This is a genomic window from Aureispira anguillae, from assembly GCF_026000115.1.
In the GTDB taxonomy this organism is placed as follows: Bacteria; Bacteroidota; Bacteroidia; order Chitinophagales; family Saprospiraceae; genus Aureispira; species Aureispira anguillae.
Map to the genome: position 1 here is coordinate 2,803,194 of NZ_AP026867.1, position 21,152 is coordinate 2,824,345.

Sequence of the window (21,152 nt, forward strand, 5' to 3'; positions counted from 1 at the left end):
CTGTCCAGTACTCGATTAAAAAATAGTTAGAAATTTTTGTTACAGTGTACTTATGCTTAATTTTGCACTTTAGAAACAGGTCTAGGACGGATCAACTCCTTATAAAAATCCAGCAAGCGGTTGGCAATGGATACATTGTCATAATGCTGGTGAATAAAATCGGCCGCAGCCATTCCTACTTCTGTTACAAAATCGGAATTGTCGTAACAACGAATAATTTCACGAGCAAAAGCAGACGCTTCGTTCGCAATCAAAACTTCTTTGTTGTGTCGAGCATGGATTCCTTCTAGCCCCAAATCTGTGCTTAGTACTACTTTGCCCAATGCCATGCCTTCCAATATTTTAACTCGCATACCACTCCCCGAAAAAAGAGGCACGAGCATAACATCGTGAGAATTGATAAAATCTGATGCACTTGGAACCTCGCCATGAATGACCACATTCTTCCACTTTTTTTCGAGCAAAGTAGCGGGTGTGTTTCGCCCTGCAATATGAAAAACAGCATCGGGAACGGCTTCTAATACCTTGGGCCAAACCGCTTCCAAAATCCATTCTATCCCTTCTATATTGGGCATCCAATCTAAGGAACCTATAAAACAAAACGTAGGCTGTTTTTGCTCGGTTCTTTTTTGTTTATAGTCCTCCAATTCTAAACCAATAGGAGTTACATGAGCAGGAATTTTGCAGCCCAATTTTTTGAAAAAATTCAAATCTCGCTCCGTAATGGCTACCATCATATCATACTTATTCAAGTATTCTAGCTCAAAATTCTCTAGGCGTTTGGTTAACAAACTCAGATAAACCTTTTTGGCACCAATAGAGGTATTATCCGTTATTCTTTTCCAAATTTCATGTTCTACATTGTGCGAACGCATCACCACCTTTGCCTTAGAATACTTCTTAATGGTATCTACATAAGGGGCTAAATAGAGCGTTTCTAACTGTACAATATCGTAGTCGTTTTGAGTTAGCAGTTCGATTAATTTAGCATCAAAATGGGGTGAGATAAAGCGTGATATGTGATAAGATTGGCTGCTAAACAAATTCAGAAAGGCATCTTTAATTTTTAATCGATTATCAACATCTACCAAATGCATTGCTTCATAATGGTCAAAGCTTTTAGGCACCTCCTTTTCATCAAAAAAATGTTTGCTTGTATTCATCCCCAGCAAAGTTACCTCACAATCCAATTTATTCAAAGCCTTCGCTAAATAAGTAATCGCAATAGCTTCACCATCTTTTAATGGAAAGGGGAATTTTTTACACAACTGAAGTATTTTCATCTTTTATTAATTTTCTAAGGACAGCACCAACTCTGCTTGTTGACTCGCAAGCAAAGCGAGCTATATAACAGCTTAATAGGATAAATTACACGCTTAAAATAGCTCTATTCCAGCTATCAAAGTCTAAAAGTCTACCGAGTAAACATCAATTCACGCTCGGTAGAAAGCGCTTCATTAAACTGGTAACTATCTAAATCAAAGGACTTCATATCCTCAGGGTTTTGCAAACGATTTTTGACCACATATTGTGCCATCATTCCTCTTGCTTTTTTGGCAAAAAAGGAAATGACCTTATATTTTCCGTTTCTTAGTTCTTTAAAATTGACCGTCCATAGGTTGCCGTTTAGCTCTTTCTTTTTTATTGCTTTAAAATATTCGTTGGAGGCTAAGTTGACAATATCCTTTGTTTGGGTAGCATTAATTTGCTCGGTAATGGTCGATTTCCAAAACTCGTATAAATTATTGGCTTGGCGAATTTTAAGTTTTGTCCCCATTTCCAACCGATAAGGCTGCATCAAATCTAGGGGTCTCAAAAAACCATATAAGCCAGATAAAATCCCAATGTGCTCTTGTGCAAAGGCTAATTCTTTTTCATCAAATGTTTCAGCCGCCAAGCCTTGATAAACATCCCCCTTAAAAGCCAAGATTGCTTGTTTGGCATTCGATAGGTCAAAAGGAACTGAAAAATTATTAAACCGTTCTACATTCAAATCTGCTATCTTTTCGCTGACTCCCATTAGCTTTTGTAGCTTTGGGGCATCAAAGGTTTGCATTTTTTTGATCAATTTTTGACTCTGCGCTAACAATTGAGGTTGCGTGTAATTTTGAACGGATGTGGCTTGAAAATCTAGTGTTTTGGCTGGTGATAATAATAATAGCATGTAGATATAGATCGTAAATTTTAAATTGAAGTTGTCAGATGTTGTTGTCTAAAAAACAACGCCGCAAAAATAATACTAAAAAAAGAAATAGAGCATTTTTTATTAATTAAGAATCTATATTCATACAAAACAGCTAATAATATCGTTCTACTACCAAAAAGAATTTATTGCTTCTAAGTAAGTCGATGGACCATACCATTAGCAATACTGCTAATGTGTGGTTATCAAAGAAGCAATTTTCTATTTTACAGCTTGTTCTAGGAATAGCTCTACTTTTTTAGGGCAAATTCCATTTATTTTTTAATTTTAGGTCAAAATTATAATACTCCGCTGATTGGCTCCCTATGGTCATGAGATAGTTGTTTAGTTTTTGAAGAAAAAAACATAAAAAGCATCTTACATAAATTTGATAATCAGCATTTTAATACTTTGACCAACAAGATTACACGTTGCTAATTATCAAGTTGATACGATTTTCTAGCGGAGTAATGAATTAACTACCATATAGATATCAATACTTTATGTACAAAAACAAAAAAGTTGTGGTCGTTTTGCCAGCATACAATGCTGCTGAAACACTTGAAATGACATACAAAGAAATTCCTTTTGACCTTGTAGACGATGTGATTCTTTGTGATGATGCCAGTAAGGATCATACAGCAGAAGTGGGACGTCAACTAGGAATTAAGCATATCATCATCCATGAAAACAATAAGGGATATGGTGGAAATCAAAAATCACTCTACAATAAAGCACTAGAAATTGGTGCTGATATTGTCATTATGCTGCATCCCGATTATCAATATACGCCCAAATTAATCCCCTCTATGGTGAACATCATTGGAGAAGATTTATACCCAGTAGTACTAGGTTCTAGAATTTTGGGCAAAGGAGCCCTTAAGGGAGGAATGCCGCTATATAAATACATTGCCAACCGTTTTTTAACCTTTTCTCAAAATGTATTGGTGCGCTACAAATTGTCAGAATACCATACGGGCTACCGCTCTTTTAGCCGAGAAGTACTAGAAACCATTAATTTTAATGCCAACGATGATGATTTTGTTTTTGACAACGAAATGCTATCTCAGATTATTTACGCTGGTTTTGATATTGGGGAAGTCACTTGCCCAACTAAGTATTTTGAAGAGGCTTCTTCTATCAATTTAACACGCTCTATCAAATATGGCTTGGGCGTATTGGCTGTCTCAGTTAAGCACTTTTTTAATAAACTAGGTGTCCTTAAGTCGCCCATTTATAAACGATTAAAATAAGAATCGTTAAATTGAATTTAAAACGTTGCCAATTTGAAGGGAAACTCTGTAGCAACTTCTTCAAATTGGCAATTATTCTTTTGCCCCTCCTTTCCTTCCTACCACTACGGATTTTTCTAATTGGAACCGTTTTTTTATGTTAACCCGTTCCCACCCTAAACTTGCTTCTGCTTTTAGAAGCCCCCCTTAGCAACAGCCTCTTTGTAAGCTCCTCCAAGAAAATTAGAGAAATAAGACTTTTCTTAAAGGGGTATTCTTATATTGCAAAATAGACCTATCCTATAGTATCTATTACGTTAATACTTCAAAGAATCCACTTAGAGCCATTTTCTATTATGAAAAAGAACAACCCTAGACTTATCAATGCTTGGTCTTCTTACGATTGGGCAAATTCAGTTTATAATCTGATTGTAACCACAGCTATTTTTCCTTCCTATTATGAAAGTGTAACCAAAGCTGCTTTTGGAGGAGAAATGGTTTCTTTTTTTGGAATTAATATTTCTAGCGCTGTACTCTTTACCTATGCTATTTCTTTTTCCTTTTTAATTATTGTTGTTAGTTCTCCTATATTATCGGGAATTGCAGATTACACAGGAAGCAAAAAACGCTTTATGCAATTTTTTACCTATTTGGGATCGCTGTCCTGTATGGGGCTGTATTTTTTTGAGGGTCCCAATATAGAATATGGGATTGCTTGTTCTGTATTGGCAAGTGTTGGGTATGCTGGTTCTTTGGTTTTTTACAATGGATTTTTGCCCGAAATTGCCACCTCTGATCGCATGGATAGCATCAGTGCCAAGGGCTTTACATTTGGGTATATCGGCAGTGTTATTCTACTAAGTATTAACCTCGCTTTGATTATGAATCCAACTGTCCTTGGCTTTGGGGATGTTGGTGCTGCTACCAAATTTGGTTTTTTGTTGGTTGGGCTTTGGTGGATGGGTTTTGCCCAAATTGCTTTTTATTATCTAAAAGATCGCCCTACCGACAACAAAATGTCTTCCAAAGTATTGGGTCGAGGGCTTGGAGAATTAAAAAAGGTATGGGCACAAATCAAAGCAAGAACTACCATGAAACGTTATTTGCTGTCCTTTTTCTTTTATAGTATGGGCGTGCTAACGGTTATGTTATTGGCTCCTTTATTTGCTTCCAAAGAAGTAGGTGTAACAACAATTGAAATGATTTTGGTGGTTTTAATTTTGCAAATATTAGCCATTTTTGGTGCTTACTTTTTTGCTTGGTTGTCCAATAAAAAAGGCAGTCGTTTTACCATTGGTAGTATTCTTATCATTTGGGTAATGATCTGTATCATTTGCTATTTCCTAACCCTCAAAATCGGCTTTTATATTTTGGCAGGTGTTTTAGGTTTTGGAATGGGAGGAGTTCAATCCATTTCTAGATCTACTTATTCTAGGCTAATTCCCAAATCTACCAAAGATACGGCTTCTTATTTCAGTTTTTTTGACATTACCGAGAAATTAGCCATTGTAATTGGAACCTTTGCCTTTGGTTTTATCAATCAATTAACGGGATCCATGAGAAATAGCATGCTGTTTATGACGCTATTTTTTGTCGTTGGATTTATTATTCTACAACAAACTAATTTGGAAGCCGACATGAAAAAGATTGCCGAAGAAGATTTTGACAATCCTTGGGACGATGTACTAGAGGATGTGTTAGATTAATACTCTGCTTGCACTGATCTTAATTGGTTTCCTTTATAAATATTGGCTAAAAACCTACCGATAAGTAACTACGCAGCATTAATTATACGTAGTTACTTACTTAAATCGGTGGTAGGTTTTTAGCCAAATTCACAGCAGTAATCTATCCTTATTCGTTCCCTAAGGTAGCATTATCTTCCTTATCTTCAATTGCAAGATTCAAAACTCGTTCTAATTTAGTACCTTTCACCAAATTGGCAAATACATCCACAACGCTTTTGCCCCCAATGATAGAAAGAGGTGCCATTGTTTCAGCCATTTTTTCAGCTAGAGCTTTATCGCCAAATGCCTGAAGAGCAGCAATCAAATCAGGAGAAATAGCCGCTGCTTTTTTGACAACAGCATCTACTTCCGCTTTTAATCCCTGAAGGCGTTGTTCCAATAAATGCTGTGCTGTTTCTAGCTGCAAACTTTGATTTTCTTTTTCTTGTTCCAAACGAAGTCGATTAATCTCCAGTTGTTGCTGTTGTTCCTTTAGTTGAGCTTCTAGCGCTTCTTTTTTAGTTTTAAAATCGCTGTCAATTTTTGCCAATTCTACCTCCATGGCTTTAGCAATTTCTACCTTTTCTAATTCCAGATTAATTTGATGCGTCTCCGATTTGGTCACCGCCATTTCTTGGTTGAGTCCCTCAACTTCTTTGGTAAAGACCAATTCTTTTTGGCGATTAGACAATTCAATATTTTTTCGAATTTCGTGGTGCTTAGTCTGAAACAAGAGGCGCTCAATGTCCTTATCCAATATTTTAAGCCCCAAAACCTCTACTTCATAAATATGCATTCCATTTTCTTGAAATAACCAACCTTTTCGTTTGCCATCTTCTGCCCGTTCTCCTAAAATCAAGTCTCTCACAATCGCAATTCCGTTGGCATAAAAATCAGAAACCGTAAATTGTTTTAATGAATTGCGCAGAACAGAACGCAAATGATCGGTTAAAAACTTGACATAATTTTCAACATTAAACCATTTGTCCTTGTCACCTGTAAAATTGACCCGATAAGAAACCGAAATATCAATATCGCAAAAATCCTTGGTTTCTGCTCGAATCACATCCGATACTTTGTTGTTTAACACCCTCAAATAGACTGTTCTTAACGTCTGATCATCTGTCTTGGGCGTTCCTGTAGACAATTCAACTCCTTGAAGGGTCTCGTCATACTCCAACAAATAAGTTTGAGGGCCCGCAATGACCTTTCGTTCACCTGTTTTGCTCGTAACCAAAACCGCATAACCTGTCCAAAGATCAATGGTTACTGCCCCCTCGTATTTGTTGTTGAGCGTCAACATTCGGGGCTTAGTCATGTCGTTCTTACGGTCAAAAGTATTGCTCATAATCCCTTCAATAGCGGTTTCCTCGTCTGCGGACAACTCCATATCAATCAAGGCTTGTTTTTGTTGAATGGGAGGAATTTTTCCTTTTTTCTTCGTTTTGTCTTGCAATAATTTTTCTTGCTGACGATCCGAAATTTCTTGCAAACGATTATTATAAATCAAGGCTTCTTCATTGCCAGGAAACCATAACTTAGTTTGTTTTGGGGTTAAAATTCTACGCACAATAACGGCTTCTCTAGGATCGGGCAAAAACATACAGGGTCCTTTTTGCAAGCCTATTTTTCCTGTGTTTCGATTCAAGAAATAACGCCCTTCACCATGTGGGATGGCTACTGCATGATAAATTTCTTGCTCTCCGTATTTCACCAAGGCATGCTCTGGTCCTGGATAATAAATCATTTGATCCTTTCCTGTAATGAACAACTCATCCCCCACTTTATAGGTTTGTTCATTTTCGGTATAAGGAGCAATTACTTTTACATAAATGCCACTATTTTCATTCAATTCAATTGCTTTAAATTTTCGAGAACCTTGTTTTTCAACAAAACGCTCTGTTGGCTGCGGAAAAACAACAGCGGGTCCTTTTACATACCGTTTATTTCCGTCCTCATCCAATAAAATACAATATTCTAAACGTTCTAAGGTCACTGCCTTTCGCACATAATTTCCTGTCTTATCTTTTAGTACTTCTACGCCTGTTGGCGGAATATAAAACGAAACATTATTACCATGGATAACCAACAGTTGCCCCATTGACAATTCCTCTGCATTGATTTCTCCCGTTTTTCCTTCTTCTCCTATGTTTTCAGGGTTGGTATTTTGTGGGGTCATAACCGCATTATCCCAGTTTTTTCGGGCTTGTTCTTCTTCATAAACTCGAACAATTAGATATTCATTAGAACGCAAATGATGCCCCTCTGTTATCTGTGCCATTTGTCCAGGCCAAAGCGAAAAAAAGCAGGGTCCAGGTAGGTTAACTTTGCGTCCGATCTGTAATTCAGAAGAAGTATTGGAAGTTCCTACTTGGGGCTGTTTGCCATTTATAGAAGGGTTTTTAAGCACAATATACCACCCTTCTGGAGCAGTGGCAAAGGTCTTAATTGCTTCCTCTAAAGAGCAAGCATCAAAGGTTTTATTTTTTTTGTTAAAAAATACAGGCTGATCAGTATTGGCCATACTGGTTTTATAAGGTCCTACATAAGTAATGACATTTCCCTTGGTCTGATCAGAAATAAAAGCATATTCATTGGGGGCTAAAACTAAGTCACGTTCACGGTTATTTGACATATTTTATTGGTTGTGTTGGGTGAAAAAATAAACATCAGGTAAACAAATTGTCTTTTCATAAAATAGTAATAGTAAGTACTCCTAAAAAGGTGCATTATTTTACAGAATTACACTTTGCTTATTATTTAAACTAAGTATTTAAGCGAATAGTTCCCAATTCTACCAATAAATAAAAAATCCTAGCTGTACAAAAAAAAGCAACCCTAACAGGTTGCTTTTCAATTGCTTTAAAACTAAAGCAAAAAGGGATTTGATATTTTATATAACGTTAAATTTACTCGTTTTGTTATGCTAACAAAAGCTCTTTCTTGATTAAAGTGATGTAAATTTACTTTTTACACTTTTCTGAAGGGGCTTTATTTTAGAAGGTTTAACCTCATTGTGCACCAAAATTTCTCCTTTGGGAGTAATAAACATTTTTTTCGTGTCCTTTACTCTATATTCTTCGCTTCCCTCTTGTGCAACCATAGCATGAACCGTTAATTCCATCTTTTCAGTAACCTTCAATTTTACTTGTTCCTCTAGACCTGCATATCCCAAATATCTTGATGCGATCGGTTTACCTGTTGCATCAAAAGTTGCCAACTTATACGAAAGTGCTCCTCCATCAAAAGAACGAGATTCACTATAAACAACAGCACTATATTTTCCGCTCGATGCCAATGCAAGCACAGCACGATAAGTACTAGGTCCCATTCGGCTCATCATTCCCAAACCAATTTCTAGGATAAATTCATCATACTTAGAATCTAAAATAGAGGGATCAACAACGGGTTCTTCTTTTAGCTCTGTTTGCGCCTCTGCTCCATTCTCCAATGCTCTAAGTTGAGGGATATTAGCTCTTAGCATCACTTCATTCGGCAAGTTTATTTGCTTAAATTTACTTAAGAAATCTTTATACAACTGCTCCTTTCCGTCTTCTTGTGTTGACAATACTGCAAAAGAACATAAACTAATAAGCAGAGTTACAATAAAACTAATTTTGAGTAGCTGCATAATAATGAATTTTTAGAAATGAAATAAATAGACAATTTATAGGTCAAAGGGTATGCCAAAGCAATAAGAATCAACGTTTGCCTAATTAGATGCTAATCTTTCTTATTTTGGTGCATTGAAGAAAATGCTAACGCATTCCCAGCAAAACACCCTCTGTAGGAATAATTTGCCCTGTTGCACTAATCTTATAGGTAGTTCTTTCCTCTGCTTCTGCCATTTTTAAATCCTCATACTTCAAATAAGTCCCTTCTTGGTCACACCTTTCCTTTGCACTATTTTTCCATTTTAACTTATAATTGGTTATCTCGAAGGTATGATCGGGATGCAACACAAAACCTTTGCCCCTTTTAAGTGCGCCTCTTTTAGCTATTTCTAATGCTGCTACTTTGTTTCCCTTCCTATCATACGTCACCAGTTGGTATTCTTTAGGCAAAATATATTCTGACCACACCTCTTCCTTACTGTAAATAACTGCCACATAGTTTTTATTGTTTGCCAACACCATTTCATAACGATAATCATCCCCTCCTTCTCGGCTAAATCTATCCTCGTTAAGTCCCTCTACAAAATTTTCAAAATGTGTGCGGATGACAGGTCGATTTTTATAATAACCAACACGCTCTCGATGCGCATACTCCGTATTTTCAAACAATTCCATTGGTCCTACGGTATAATCCTTGATTAAGTTTTTTTGATTTCCCAATGCAATAAAAACGTTAAACATCATTTCCTGCCCCTTTCCAAACAATTCACCAAATCCATCTACAAAATCATATTTTTTTCTCCAGCCCTCAAAAGCCTCATCATAGAGCAGGACTTTATAATCCTCAAACCCCAAGGCTTTAGCCTGTTTTAAACAATCCTCCATAGAACCATAATATTCACCATTTAAGGCATACGTTTTTGCTAACTTAAGGTATAGCTGCTTCATATCTGTTTCCCTAATTTCTTCTGCTTCTTTATAAGCATTAATTGCCGCACTGTATTCTTGCTTTTTGACCCAATTATCCCCGTACTCCTCATAAGCCAAAGCAATCTCCTTTTGGCTTGCACCTTGCTCTATCAACTGAACAATTTCTATTGTTGCCAGCTGATTTAAATCTGTAGTTAGGGATTTTTTAAAAATCTTATTCCTTATACCTGTTTTGTGATCTAATGCCTCCTCTTGGGTAGGCAAATCAATCTTTGAAGAAGTCAGTATAGCCACAGGTTTCTTACCATCTAAAGGCTCTTGAGTTGGAATTATTTCAGCTTGATCTACTTCCTCTTGGACACATCCCACAGCGAGTAAAGCAATAATAATGGTAAGATGATAAATGATTGTTTTCATAATTTCGCAAGTATTTTGATTACAATTTCAGGTTCTTTTTAATCAATGTTATTTGTGTTAATACTTCGTGTATTTATGCTATATTAACGCACTTAGTGACCAAAAGATACGCTAATGCCAACTTAACTTTAGCCTGAATGAGTATTCGGCAAACTGAATGAGTAAAAGGAAGGTTATCCATTCATTATTATTCAATTATAAACTATAATTAGGCAATACACATAGTTTTTTATACCTTTAGAAATAAATGAATATTATTGCGCTTTAATTCGGTGTGGCTTACTCCATGAGCACTATTGCTTATAGTTCGTTCGTATATCTATTCGTAATAATATTTTAAATACACAGACCTCTTATACACCCCAATATTTGGTACAATGACTTGGCAACAAATTCCATTTGTTCGACTTCTTATTCCCTTTTTGTTTGGCATCTGCTTTTATAATTGGTGGGGAGCCAATAGTCTTTCATGGTTGTCCCAACTACTGATACAGTTGATTTTATTAACGGTATTGGCAATTGGAATCCCAAAAGACAGACCTAGTATTTCTACCATAAGAATTTGGGGAATTTGGCTTTTCCTGCCCTTATCCCAAATGGGCTATCTTATGAGTTACATTCAAGACGACCGAAATAACACCACGCACATTCAACAACAATTGTTGCCTAAAGCCACCTATCTTGCGACCATCAGTAGCATTCCAAAAATTAATTTAAAAAGCATCCGAACGACATTAAGTATAGAAGGGCTACAATCTACGCAAAACAAGTTAACAGCTTGTTCAGGAGAAGTACTTGCTTATTTTCAACTGGATACCATAAGTAGCAGATTAAACTATGGCGATCAAATTTTATTTCAGGCAGCAGTCAAGCCACTGACCCAACCACTTAACCCCAAAGCTTTTGATCAACGCAGCTATTACCATCCAAAAAACATTTACCATCAAACCTATCTACCAACTCAACAATGGGTTAAAATTAATACCAATCAAAACAAGTCTCTGTATCAATTTATCCATGCATGTAAAGGGCAACTGCTAAAAATTTTGCAGCAACATCTGCCCTCTCCCAATGAATATGCGGTTGCAGCTGCCTTAATCTTAGGCGCTAAAGACCAACTCAACAAAGAAATTAGAAACGCTTATGCCGATACTGGTGCCATGCATGTATTAGCTGTTTCAGGGCTTCATATCGGCATTCTAGCAGGCTTAATTAGTTTTTTGTTGGGGCTAATCCGAAGTGAAAATCGAAAGTGGAAAAAAGTCAAAACGCTACTTCTATTAAGCTTACTTTGGGGATTTGCTTTGTTAACGGGTGCTTCTGCCTCTGTTTTAAGAGCTTGTACGATGTTTTCTTTTATTTTGGTAGGACAATTATTGGGTAGAAAAATCAATGTTTATAACTCCTTAGCAGCTTCTGCTTTTTTATTGCTTTGTATCAATCCATTTTTATTATTTGATGTAGGATTTCAGTTGTCCTATTTAGCACTAATTGGTATTATCTACTTGCATCCCAAGATTTACAAATTTTGGTATATTGAACATACCGTAGGCAATTGGATTTGGAAAGGTTTAGCCTTGTCCATTGCTGCTCAAATCTCAACCTTTCCCATTAGTCTCTATTATTTTCATCAGTTTCCTGTCTTTTTTTGGTTATCAGGAGTAGTGGTAACTGCTGCTGCTGGTCTTATATTAGGCATTGGCTTATGCCTTTTCTTGCTCTATTTTGTTCCGGTTTTAAGCACAGCCCTTGGCTATCTTTTGTATGCTGCTGTTTGGTTAATGAACAGCCTCATTTTTGCTATTCAGCAATTACCAGGAGCGGTTTGGGATGGATTTTGGTTAGAATCTTGGCAAATGTGGAGCTGGTATGGGCTTATTATTAGTACAATCTATCTACTCTCCAAACGGCAGCTTAAATGGGCATTTATCCCACTTAGTTTTTGTACCATCTTACTGGGACATCATGCTTTACAGCGTTACGATCAATCCCAACAAGTGCAATTCTGTATTTATAACCATAGAAAAAATACGCTATTTAGCTACATAACGGGTAGGAATTGCATCACTTGGGCAGATTCTAACCTCATTGGAACGCCTCAAATGCAATATAGTCAACAAAATCACCTTTGGTCTATGGGAATCAATGACCATCAGATTTATTCCTTAGAAGATAGCATTCAAACAAATAAGGTTCATTACAGGAACAAAAAAGGACAGTTTTTTCGCCAGCGGTTAGCCTTATATACCCCTCAGAGCACATTGCAACAATCACATGCCATTTTAGAAGTTGATTATGTTTTGGTACAAGGTAATCCCAAATTAAAAAGCATCCGACAAATTGAGCAGCTATATTTTTATAAAAAATTACTCTTTGACGCTTCTAACAGTCCTTGGAAAATTAAGCAATGGGTCAAAGAATGTCAAGCCTTGAATATTGATTTTGTAGACATTTCTTCGGAAGGAGCTTGGGTAATTGATTGGTAAAATTACTCGTTATTTTTTCGTTTAACTACATAACAATCAGCCTTTGTATCTTGGGAAAAAGAAGCACTCTCTCCTATCAAATAATGAGCAGAATTGGTTAATAAAATGGCTGAAAACTTATCGGACAAATCACCGCCATAGCTTCTTTCTTCGACTATATTTCCACTAGAATCGGTATGTACAAAAAAACCACGTTTGCTTCCATTCCCGTGACTATCCGTTTCTCCAACCAACAAAAAATCTCCATTATCCAGTTCCACGGCATCCGTTCCCCCATCGTGCATAGCTCCACCATAATTTTTTTCAAACATCAATTTCCCATCTGCATCAATCTTGACCAAGTACAAATTATGCAATGGATCTACCCCCGAAGAATGCCCGCATAAAATAAAACCATTATCTTGCGTTTTATAAATACTATGTCCTTCTTCATAATAAGGAGTTCCATAGCTGGCTGTCCAAATGCTATCTCCCTGCCCATTGATTTTAATCGTATAAAAATCATCATCTCCCGCCTGCCTGCGCCCAAAGAGCAGATAATGATCGTTGCCTGCACGTGCGATATCAACACCATTGTCGTCATAGGGGCTCGTATAGACCTTGCGCCAAATTTCATTGCCCTGCGCATCCAAACGAATTGCTCTAAAATCACGCAATGAGCCATTGTATGCTCCTCCCAATAACAAAATACCTCCATCATCGGTTTCGATCAGTCCTTTTGCCGTATCAAAGGCAAGCAGGTCGCCATAGGTTCGAGTCCATAAAGTATCCCCATCGGGAGTTACCTTTAGCAAAAAAATATCATCCTGAGTAGTAGTTGAATTCACGGCAACTCTCGTTCGTCCTAACAGCAACAAATTACCATCTGAAGTACTAATAATATTACCTCCGCCATCTGATATATTACCACCATAAGATCGTTGAAATAGCTCTTTTCCCATCTGATCTATTTTTACCAAAAGCAGACCGCCAGAAATAGGTTGCCTACCGTTGGAGGTTCCAATCAAATAAATATAATCATTTAAGATGGTTCCTGCCATTGCATAATCTATTCCCCCTTCACCATATGTTTTTTCAAAAGAGGCAGTAATAGGTTCGGGCAATACAATTGGTTGGCAAGAAAAAAAAAGTAGTCCAAAAAAAATGGCAAGAATAGAATTTTTCATAGCATGGGTCTTCTGATCAGATAATTTATGAGCATAGACGCTTAGAAAGTTCTTGTGGTTGGATTTAGGGCAAAGGAATTTTCGTTCATTGATTACCTTTGGTACAACTATATCCAATTGAATATTTTTTTAAACAAACAAAGGTTAAGGCTCTATCGCCAAATAACGACTAACATCAAGCCCCAGCTCCGTAGCATATTGCTCAATTAATACCCGTTTATAATTGCGTAAATTATCCAAATTGCCAACTGCCAATTCATCCATCAAACGATTTCCAAGAATATAAGTCACTACATTTTCGCCATAATTTTGAGCAATGAGTCCTTGTATTGGTTTAAATATATTCTTTTTAGCCTCATCCCGAATCGCTCGTTGCTTTTTCCGAGCCTGATAAACCTCTGAACTCACTCGTTTTAATGCCCTTTCGGTATTGGAAAGCCCTAATTGTGCAGCTTCACGCTCCAACTGTTGACGTTTTGCCCACAATTCATCCTTAAAATCTTCATTTTTGAGCGACTTATAAATGCCCTTTATCTTACTAAAACGGTAAATTTGTTTTGGGCGCTCAGCTAATTCTCTTAGATATTCTTTATCAATAATTTGATAACTTGGGCGATTGTATTTTTTGGCAATGACCTCTCTAAATTCTAGGAGCCCTTTAAAAATGTAAAACTCCTGCTCAGAGAGCCCATTTTTATCTTTTTCTTTGAGATAATTATTGTTGTCAACATCTGCATAAGAAAGCCTATCAATCACTTTATTTTCTTCCTCTATCCAAGCCAAAATTTCTTTTTGTTGAGCATAGTCAACTAATACCGCCTTCATATCAATCAAATAAAGCACATCTTTGGCCGCATAGTCGATTTGTTTTTCGGAAAGAGGCCTTAAAAACCAGTTGCTTTTTTGGGCAGATTTACTGATTTCAATATCTAATACTTCAAACAAAGCGCTTGCCAAGGAAGCGGGCGGATAATCTAATAAACGCATAGCAATTGCTACATCAAATGTATTCTGGGGAAAACAGCCCAAAGAATGAAACAATCTCAAATCTTCGCCAAAAGAATACACTACTTTTTCAATCTTTGGATTTTCGACAATTTTAAATAAATCATTGAGTTCAATGCCCTTGCTCAAGGGATCAATAATAAAACATTTTCCTCCTGCAAAAATCTGGATCAAACAAAGATTAAATCCATAGCGATAACGATTTTTATCAAATTCTAAGTCAATTGCAATGGTCTTTTCTTGATTTAAAAACTCGACACATGCTGCCAATTCCTCATTACTATCTATATACTGCCAATTGTTCATATTTACCGTTCTACTCTATTTATCTTTTTAATAAAAAATGGCATTGGTTTTTGCAAGCCCAACCCTCATCCCAAGATTCCAAATATACGCATCATGCATTGCAAACTCATCATAGTTCTTTGGATTAAATCCAATTTATATCCAGTATAACTTACACATCAACCGTACAAATGTTCATTTTTTTTGCTAAAAAACCATTGATAAAAACGAACATTATCACAAAAGATTTTTGCTAAAAAAAGAAATGCTCCAACTGGGCTAGAGTCGGAGCATCATTCCTAAATACTATAGTTCAAATTAATAGGAATAGATAATTCCATCATTATCAATAGACATAAGACGAATCTTTATGAATGTATGACAATTTTCTTTGACATAAATTTCAAATAATCTTGATGGGCGTCAAAATCAGATAAAAAGCACCATAAAGTAATTCTTAATACCATCAAAAACAATGAAGTTTATCCATTACCTCGCCTAGGGCTTTTCCCTCGACGCTAATTCTCATGAAATGTACAAATTTTTTTTTCTTTATAAAAGAAAAAAAAGAATTTATCCCTTGATTATTACCAATATTCTAATAAAAAGTCTCTCTAAAGACAACAGAAGCAGGTTCTTGTCTTTTTTTTATACTCCAACCAGCTAGAAACTAAAATTATTACATCTTTTATAAGCATTCTTCTCAAAATAGTAAGTAAGTAGATGGACAAAATTAGTGTCCTATTAATTAACGTATATTTTTTTAGCCTACAAGGCAAAAACCAAAGCTTTAGCGGGCTAAAGCGAGGATTTTTAACGCAGCTAGGGTAGAAAAAGATGCTTAATTTATTCATAATTATTTTTATCCACCTACTTAATGAAGCAAAACTAATGATTGTAAATTTTAGCCGTCTTTTTGTACCAAATGAGACCATCAATGCTATTTTGTTTTCTGATTAAAAGAGATAAACTATCTCCATTTAATCATTGATGGAGTGGCATTCGTAAAAGTAACCCTTTGGGTTCCCTCTAAACAAAAAAAAATCCAAAGTTATATTACAAGTATTATGTAATATAACTTTGGATCCTTTCTATTAATTTTTTCGCTATCCAAAATGAGCTTACAAAAGAACGCTTTTTAATGTTCAATTTGGATGCGCTTGGCTACCCTAGCCTGTTCACTTTGGATATAAACAATGTACATTCCAGTTGGCAAACTAGAACAATCAATCTCGTAATCGTCTGTTGCCGCTCGTTCCCAATCGTTATAAAAAACAACTTGCCCTGCTAGGTTGTATATGACTACCTGTTGAATTGGGTCTCCTAGCGTTGTTACAGTGAGAGTGCCAGTAGTAGGATTTGGAAATATAAGGATTGGTTCTTTAGGAGAGGTAAATGCCTGATGCTGATTCGCCAGTAAGCAACTATCAATTTCTAGATAAAATGAATCAGTCATCGGACAACCTTGTCCATTGTTTGGAACGATTGTAAAATAATAATTTCCTGTATGAGCAAATGTTAAGCTGTCTATTTGTCCGCTAATAGGCCCTGAACTAATTGTCCCCAATGGACCAATCCAATCGGCTTGATAAACCAAGCCATTATTAGGCAAGATGCCCTCCATATTTAACGTATCACCAGTACAATGCCATAAACTATCATAAGTAGGAGTTACAATGGTTGGGGTATCTGCAAAAATATGAACCGTATTTAAACAAGTATTCCAATTGCCATTCGCATCTTCAACGGTTAAAGTATAAGTAACAGTCCCTATATCCTGACAAGTAAAAACAGAAGGCGTTAAATAGCTCGTATCAATTGTACAATTATCATAAGCTACCCCCACATCCGCAGGCGTTAGTATCCAAAGAGAATTACCAGTTAGATTAACATTTGCAGCATTGCAAACTATGGTCGGCTTAATGCTATCTCTAATGGTAACTGTTGTTGCGCACGTACCTGTATTTCCACTAGGATCTCGAATCAATAAGTAAACAGAATCTACCCCAACGTCCACACAACTATAGTTCTTAATATAATTTCCGTTTAGAAAAGTTCGAGCTGTTATGGCACAATTATCCGTGCTTAAGTCGTCAATATCCGCCGCTGATACCGCAGCATTTCCTGTGGTCGCCAAATACACTTCAACAGGCTTGCACTGTACAACAGGAGGAATGGTATCCAACACCTGAATTTGAGTGGCACAATTTACCATATTCCCATTGGCATCACCAATGGTTAAGTTTACGGTGTTGTTTAGTCCTATCTTAGAACAGTTGTAATTCCATACGCTGTCTCCATTAATATGAAAAAACAAATTATTGTTGCCACAATTGTCAACACTTCCAGCATCAAAATCAGAGGCAGCAACAGTTCCCTGTCCAAGGCTATCTACATAAACAGTTATAGTATTCAAACAAGATGCAATTGGAGGGATGTTGTCTACAATTGAAATAACTGCTCGGCAGCTATTTTGCCTTCCATGGTTATCAATTACGGTTAGACTAGCAACATGCGGAGAGCTTGCTATACTATCGCAATTAAATTGAATGCTTTGTTGGCCGTCAATTAATTTACTAGCAATCTGGCAATTATCCATACTATAGAAATCAATATCATCTGGAACAACGGTTACCAAGCCTGTACTATCCAAATATGTCGTTATATTTTGACAAGAAACCAAGGGAGCCAAGGTATCACGAACTTGAATCTGCGTTGCACAAGTGGCTGAGTTTCCTGCATAATCAAAAACCCTCAAAACAGTTTGCGCAGTTAACCCCACCACAGAACAATCGACTAAAAGAGAGTCTTGCCCATTTATGGTATAACGTTGTATGCCGCAATTATCGACGCTCCCTGCATCTATCCTACTCGCCCTCACCCATTTTGTGCCTGTATTGTTTAAGTAAACCGCAAGTGGCTGATTCCTACAAAATACAGTAGGAGGCAAAGAATCAGAGGTGCATTGTGCTTGCAATAAATGATTATTACAGAGGCATAACAGAATGCACCAAAAATACAATTTGTTCATAATATAATAGTATGTCGTTAATGTATGTGTGTGTGTGTTGTGTGTATTTAGCCTACTTGTGTGTGTGTGTGTTCCGTCAGAAAGTGGGAATTCTTTCTTAAATGATTCTCTATAAAAGTAGTTTATCAAACAACAAAAGTTGCTTAATTTTTAAAAAGAGGTGATTGATTGTAAAATGGAACTAAAGACTAATGTTTAGAGAAAGTCTAGACAATTACTTTTCTCTAAAAAATCAACTTAATAATAGGTTTTTAGTTTTTACTCTAAACAAAAATTATCCTTATCTTTTGCTTATACTCTTTAACCGTAATACTCCGTTAATTAACTGTGTTGCTACTACGTGGTTTTTAGTTTTTTAATGTTTTAAGTTACAAAAACATATGATACTAATAATCAACTGCGCAGCACTCATGCAATAATATGATACAATTTACTACGTGAGCCTTGTTACTCACTCTGTTCGTGAGGTCGCAAGCTCTGTTCGGGTTTTCAACGGAGTAATGTAACCGATTACAATTGATACTACAATAATACAATAAAAAACAAAAACTACCAACAATAGGCAGAATTTAATTTTAGACTAAACCTTTTGGTCAAAATTAAATTCTAATAAAAAATTTAGGTTTTTTATATAAAAAAAACAGCATTAAGAAAATGAAAAATAAGTGCATACTTCCGCTTACGAACTAGTTTTATTGCTTGCTGCTGTTAATTCCCACCTCACACTTAAAATATTCCCTATCCATTTTATAAGAATCAAAGGGATAACGTTTAGCCTAAAAAAAGAAGATTTTTAAGTTTTAACTTTTAAATTGTATGAATATTCAATTATTTTATTTTACTTTGTATTACACCGATCATTAAATACACAATGTTTTACAAACAAATAGATTTGTTTTTGCTACTAAAAACCTTGCATAAGCATTCAAATTTATTGCATATTTATTTCACGAAAATTAGTTTTATGAAAATTATTCATTGGTTATTTCCCCTTATTTTTATAACCACATTCCCATCTTTTCCCCCACTCAACAACAACAATTCCCCCATTGCCTTTTCAAGTTCTGTTTCTTATGGAATTGCGCCCCCTGCCGAAAAAAAAACCACCCATTCAAAAAAAAGAAAGGCAAAAAGACAAAAACACAAACGGAACCGCAAATACAAAAAGCATCCCAATAACGTCACTTCAAAAAAAGCAGGCTCTAGATTTTTAACCTTGGGTATTATATTTTCAGCGCTCTTTCTTGGCTTCTTGCTTGCCTCTATTATTATTTTGGCAGGATTTGGAACAGGAGCATTTGGGCTAAATTTACTCATTTTATTTCCTACTGTTTTGATGTTTCTAATTGGCACTCCTTTTCTATTTATTGGTTTATATCTAACGTTGAAAGCAAATAAAGTTGAAGAACCCATAAAAAGAAGTGAAACAGAGCTTCGAAAAGAAGTAGCCAACTTACCAGAGCGAGAAATTGTCCACTATTTGGAATTAAACGATGCTTTAGCAGCAGAGAAAATCAAAATTATAAATTTTGACCGAAACCTTAAATCCAGAAGAGCAGCAGGCGTGCCATTGTCAGAACTAAAAAGAGAGTTGGACGAAATTAATCGCAGTATGCGTGTTATAAAAAAAGAAATTTCTATACTAAAGAAGAAAGCCCAAAATCAACAATAAATTTATTTTCCCTTATTTCACACTGCATGTTCTACTGTATTAAAATCAGAGAACATGCAGACTAGGGTTTTCCTACCCTTCTATAAGCTTCAAAAAAGCTAAAACAAAGTCCTCTAACGACTAATTCATTTATAAAAGCACCACCAATGAAAAATTTAATCTTCCCTAGCCTTTTACTATTAACGCTACTATTTTTGACAGGTCTTGCTCAAGCTCAAACTGTCGCCATCCCCGATGCCAATTTCAAAACAGTATTGCTTAACAATACCGCCATCAATACTAATGGGGATACAGAAATCCAAACCATAGAAGCCCAATCCTTTTCAGGAAATCTTAATGTAAACAATAGAAACATCCTAGATCTTACAGGTATTGAAGCCTTTACGGCCCTAAGTGGTCTAGACTGTGGGGGTAATCAATTAACAAATCTAAATGTGACCCAAAATACAGCGCTAACCAGCCTCAGTTGTCATTCTAATCAACTTAGCAGCCTAAATTTGGCTCAAAATACAGCATTAGAACATTTAAATTGCTTTTATAATCAGTTGACAAGTTTAAATTTAACGCAATGTACAGCACTAACTCAATTGCAATGTAACAATAACCAACTTAACAGTTTAGACCTTAGTGCTTGCACAGCCTTACTTCATTTAGATTGCTCCAGTAATCAATTGACCAGTTTTAATATAACCAAAAACACCGCTTTAATAAGACTCGATTGTTCTCTTAATCAGATTTCAAGTTTGGATCTTACCGCCTGCCCTGCCCTTCTCAATGTTTCTTGCAGCATTAATCAATTATCTGCCTTGGATCTTAGTCAAAATCTCCTTTTAGTACACTTATATTGCTCTCGCAATCAACTAAGCAGTTTAGATCTTAGCCAGAATTCCGCCCTAAAAACCTTACAGTGTGCCAACAATCAATTAACCTTCTTAAATGTAAAAAATGGCAACAATCAAGCGATTACTAGTTTCATGACGTTTTACAACCCTAACCTAACTTGTATACAAGTAGACAATGCCACCTATTCTAGTTCAAACTGGCCCCTTATTGATCTTACAAGCCACTTTAGCACCAACTGTTTTACCAACCGTACAAGCTTAACAGCAACAGAGCAAAACATCAAAGTTTACCCAAATCCTATCGTGCAAAATTTCACCGTTGATTTAGGGCAATCACAGCCAACGTTTACGGTACAAATTACCAACACCACAGGACAAATTATTTTGAAGAAAACGTATACCAATACCCAACAAATAGAGATCGCCTTACAAGAACATTCTGGTATTTATTTTTTAACCATCTACAACGAAAAAGAAATATTCACGACTAAAATCATCAAAGAATAAAAATTCTATTAAAAACTCCTTTCAATTGACATAAATTTAAAACTTAGGCAAATTTC

At 36.0% G+C, this 21,152-nt stretch carries 13 protein-coding genes; 5 read left to right on the forward strand and 8 right to left on the reverse strand.

What is annotated here, in order from left to right; genetic code table 11:
- Nucleotides 1–56: 56 nt before the first annotated feature.
- Together AsAng_RS10935 and yaaA are read right to left on the reverse strand one after the other, a co-directional pair.
- Nucleotides 57–1,283: a glycosyltransferase family 4 protein gene (locus AsAng_RS10935; protein ID WP_264792818.1), complete on the reverse strand. Its 1,227-nt coding sequence runs from the start codon at nucleotides 1,281–1,283 to the stop codon at nucleotides 57–59.
- 131 nt (nucleotides 1,284–1,414) lie between these two features.
- Nucleotides 1,415–2,164, reverse strand: a complete 750-nt coding sequence (yaaA, locus tag AsAng_RS10940) for a peroxide stress protein YaaA (protein ID WP_264792819.1) — start codon at nucleotides 2,162–2,164, stop codon at nucleotides 1,415–1,417.
- A gap of 521 nt (nucleotides 2,165–2,685) precedes the next feature.
- Between yaaA and AsAng_RS10945 the strand changes: the two genes are divergently transcribed.
- Both AsAng_RS10945 and AsAng_RS10950 read left to right on the forward strand, forming a co-directional pair.
- Nucleotides 2,686–3,435, forward strand: a complete 750-nt coding sequence (locus AsAng_RS10945) for a glycosyltransferase family 2 protein (RefSeq protein ID WP_264792820.1) — start codon at nucleotides 2,686–2,688, stop codon at nucleotides 3,433–3,435.
- 335 nt (nucleotides 3,436–3,770) lie between these two features.
- Entirely contained in the window at nucleotides 3,771–5,120 is a 1,350-nt protein-coding gene (locus AsAng_RS10950; protein ID WP_264792821.1) for an MFS transporter, read from the forward strand.
- Between the two features lie 148 nt (nucleotides 5,121–5,268).
- Here the strand turns inward: AsAng_RS10950 and AsAng_RS10955 are convergent, their stop codons facing one another.
- The 3 genes from AsAng_RS10955 to AsAng_RS10965 all read right to left on the reverse strand — a co-directional run bounded on the left by AsAng_RS10955 (nucleotide 5,269) and on the right by AsAng_RS10965 (nucleotide 10,102).
- A complete protein-coding gene (locus AsAng_RS10955) occupies nucleotides 5,269–7,776 on the reverse strand; it encodes a hypothetical protein (protein WP_264792822.1) in 2,508 nt (835 codons plus the stop codon).
- Nucleotides 7,777–8,088: 312 nt separating this feature from the next.
- Nucleotides 8,089–8,772 (reverse strand): hypothetical protein, encoded by a 684-nt coding sequence (locus AsAng_RS10960; RefSeq protein WP_264792823.1) that lies wholly within the window; start codon nucleotides 8,770–8,772, stop codon nucleotides 8,089–8,091.
- 127 nt (nucleotides 8,773–8,899) lie between these two features.
- A complete protein-coding gene (locus AsAng_RS10965) occupies nucleotides 8,900–10,102 on the reverse strand; it encodes a hypothetical protein (RefSeq protein ID WP_264792824.1) in 1,203 nt (400 codons plus the stop codon).
- Nucleotides 10,103–10,479: 377 nt separating this feature from the next.
- Between AsAng_RS10965 and AsAng_RS10970 the strand changes: the two genes are divergently transcribed.
- The gene (locus AsAng_RS10970; RefSeq protein WP_264792825.1) at nucleotides 10,480–12,588 is read left to right on the forward strand and encodes a ComEC/Rec2 family competence protein; all 2,109 of its coding nucleotides are present in this window, start codon (nucleotides 10,480–10,482) and stop codon (nucleotides 12,586–12,588) included.
- Between the two features lie 2 nt (nucleotides 12,589–12,590).
- On the opposite strand, the gene AsAng_RS10975 is transcribed toward AsAng_RS10970, so the two are convergent.
- The 3 genes from AsAng_RS10975 to AsAng_RS10985 form a co-directional block, all read right to left on the reverse strand.
- The gene (locus AsAng_RS10975) at nucleotides 12,591–13,754 is read right to left on the reverse strand and encodes a hypothetical protein (RefSeq protein ID WP_264792826.1); all 1,164 of its coding nucleotides are present in this window, start codon (nucleotides 13,752–13,754) and stop codon (nucleotides 12,591–12,593) included.
- Nucleotides 13,755–13,898: 144 nt separating this feature from the next.
- Complete coding sequence (locus tag AsAng_RS10980; protein WP_264792827.1) at nucleotides 13,899–15,065, reverse strand: ribonuclease D; 1,167 nt, start codon at nucleotides 15,063–15,065, stop codon at nucleotides 13,899–13,901.
- 1,117 nt (nucleotides 15,066–16,182) lie between these two features.
- Nucleotides 16,183–18,075 (reverse strand): T9SS type A sorting domain-containing protein, encoded by a 1,893-nt coding sequence (locus AsAng_RS10985; RefSeq protein WP_264792828.1) that lies wholly within the window; start codon nucleotides 18,073–18,075, stop codon nucleotides 16,183–16,185.
- 964 nt (nucleotides 18,076–19,039) lie between these two features.
- On the opposite strand from AsAng_RS10985, the gene AsAng_RS10990 reads away from it, so the two are divergent.
- Together AsAng_RS10990 and AsAng_RS10995 are read left to right on the forward strand one after the other, a co-directional pair.
- The gene (locus AsAng_RS10990) at nucleotides 19,040–19,747 is read left to right on the forward strand and encodes a prominin family protein (RefSeq protein ID WP_264792829.1); all 708 of its coding nucleotides are present in this window, start codon (nucleotides 19,040–19,042) and stop codon (nucleotides 19,745–19,747) included.
- Nucleotides 19,748–19,893: 146 nt separating this feature from the next.
- Nucleotides 19,894–21,096 carry a T9SS type A sorting domain-containing protein gene (locus AsAng_RS10995; RefSeq protein ID WP_264792830.1) on the forward strand — a complete coding sequence of 401 codons (1,203 nt, stop codon included), beginning with the start codon at nucleotides 19,894–19,896 and terminating at the stop codon, nucleotides 21,094–21,096.
- Nucleotides 21,097–21,152: the final 56 nt, after the last annotated feature.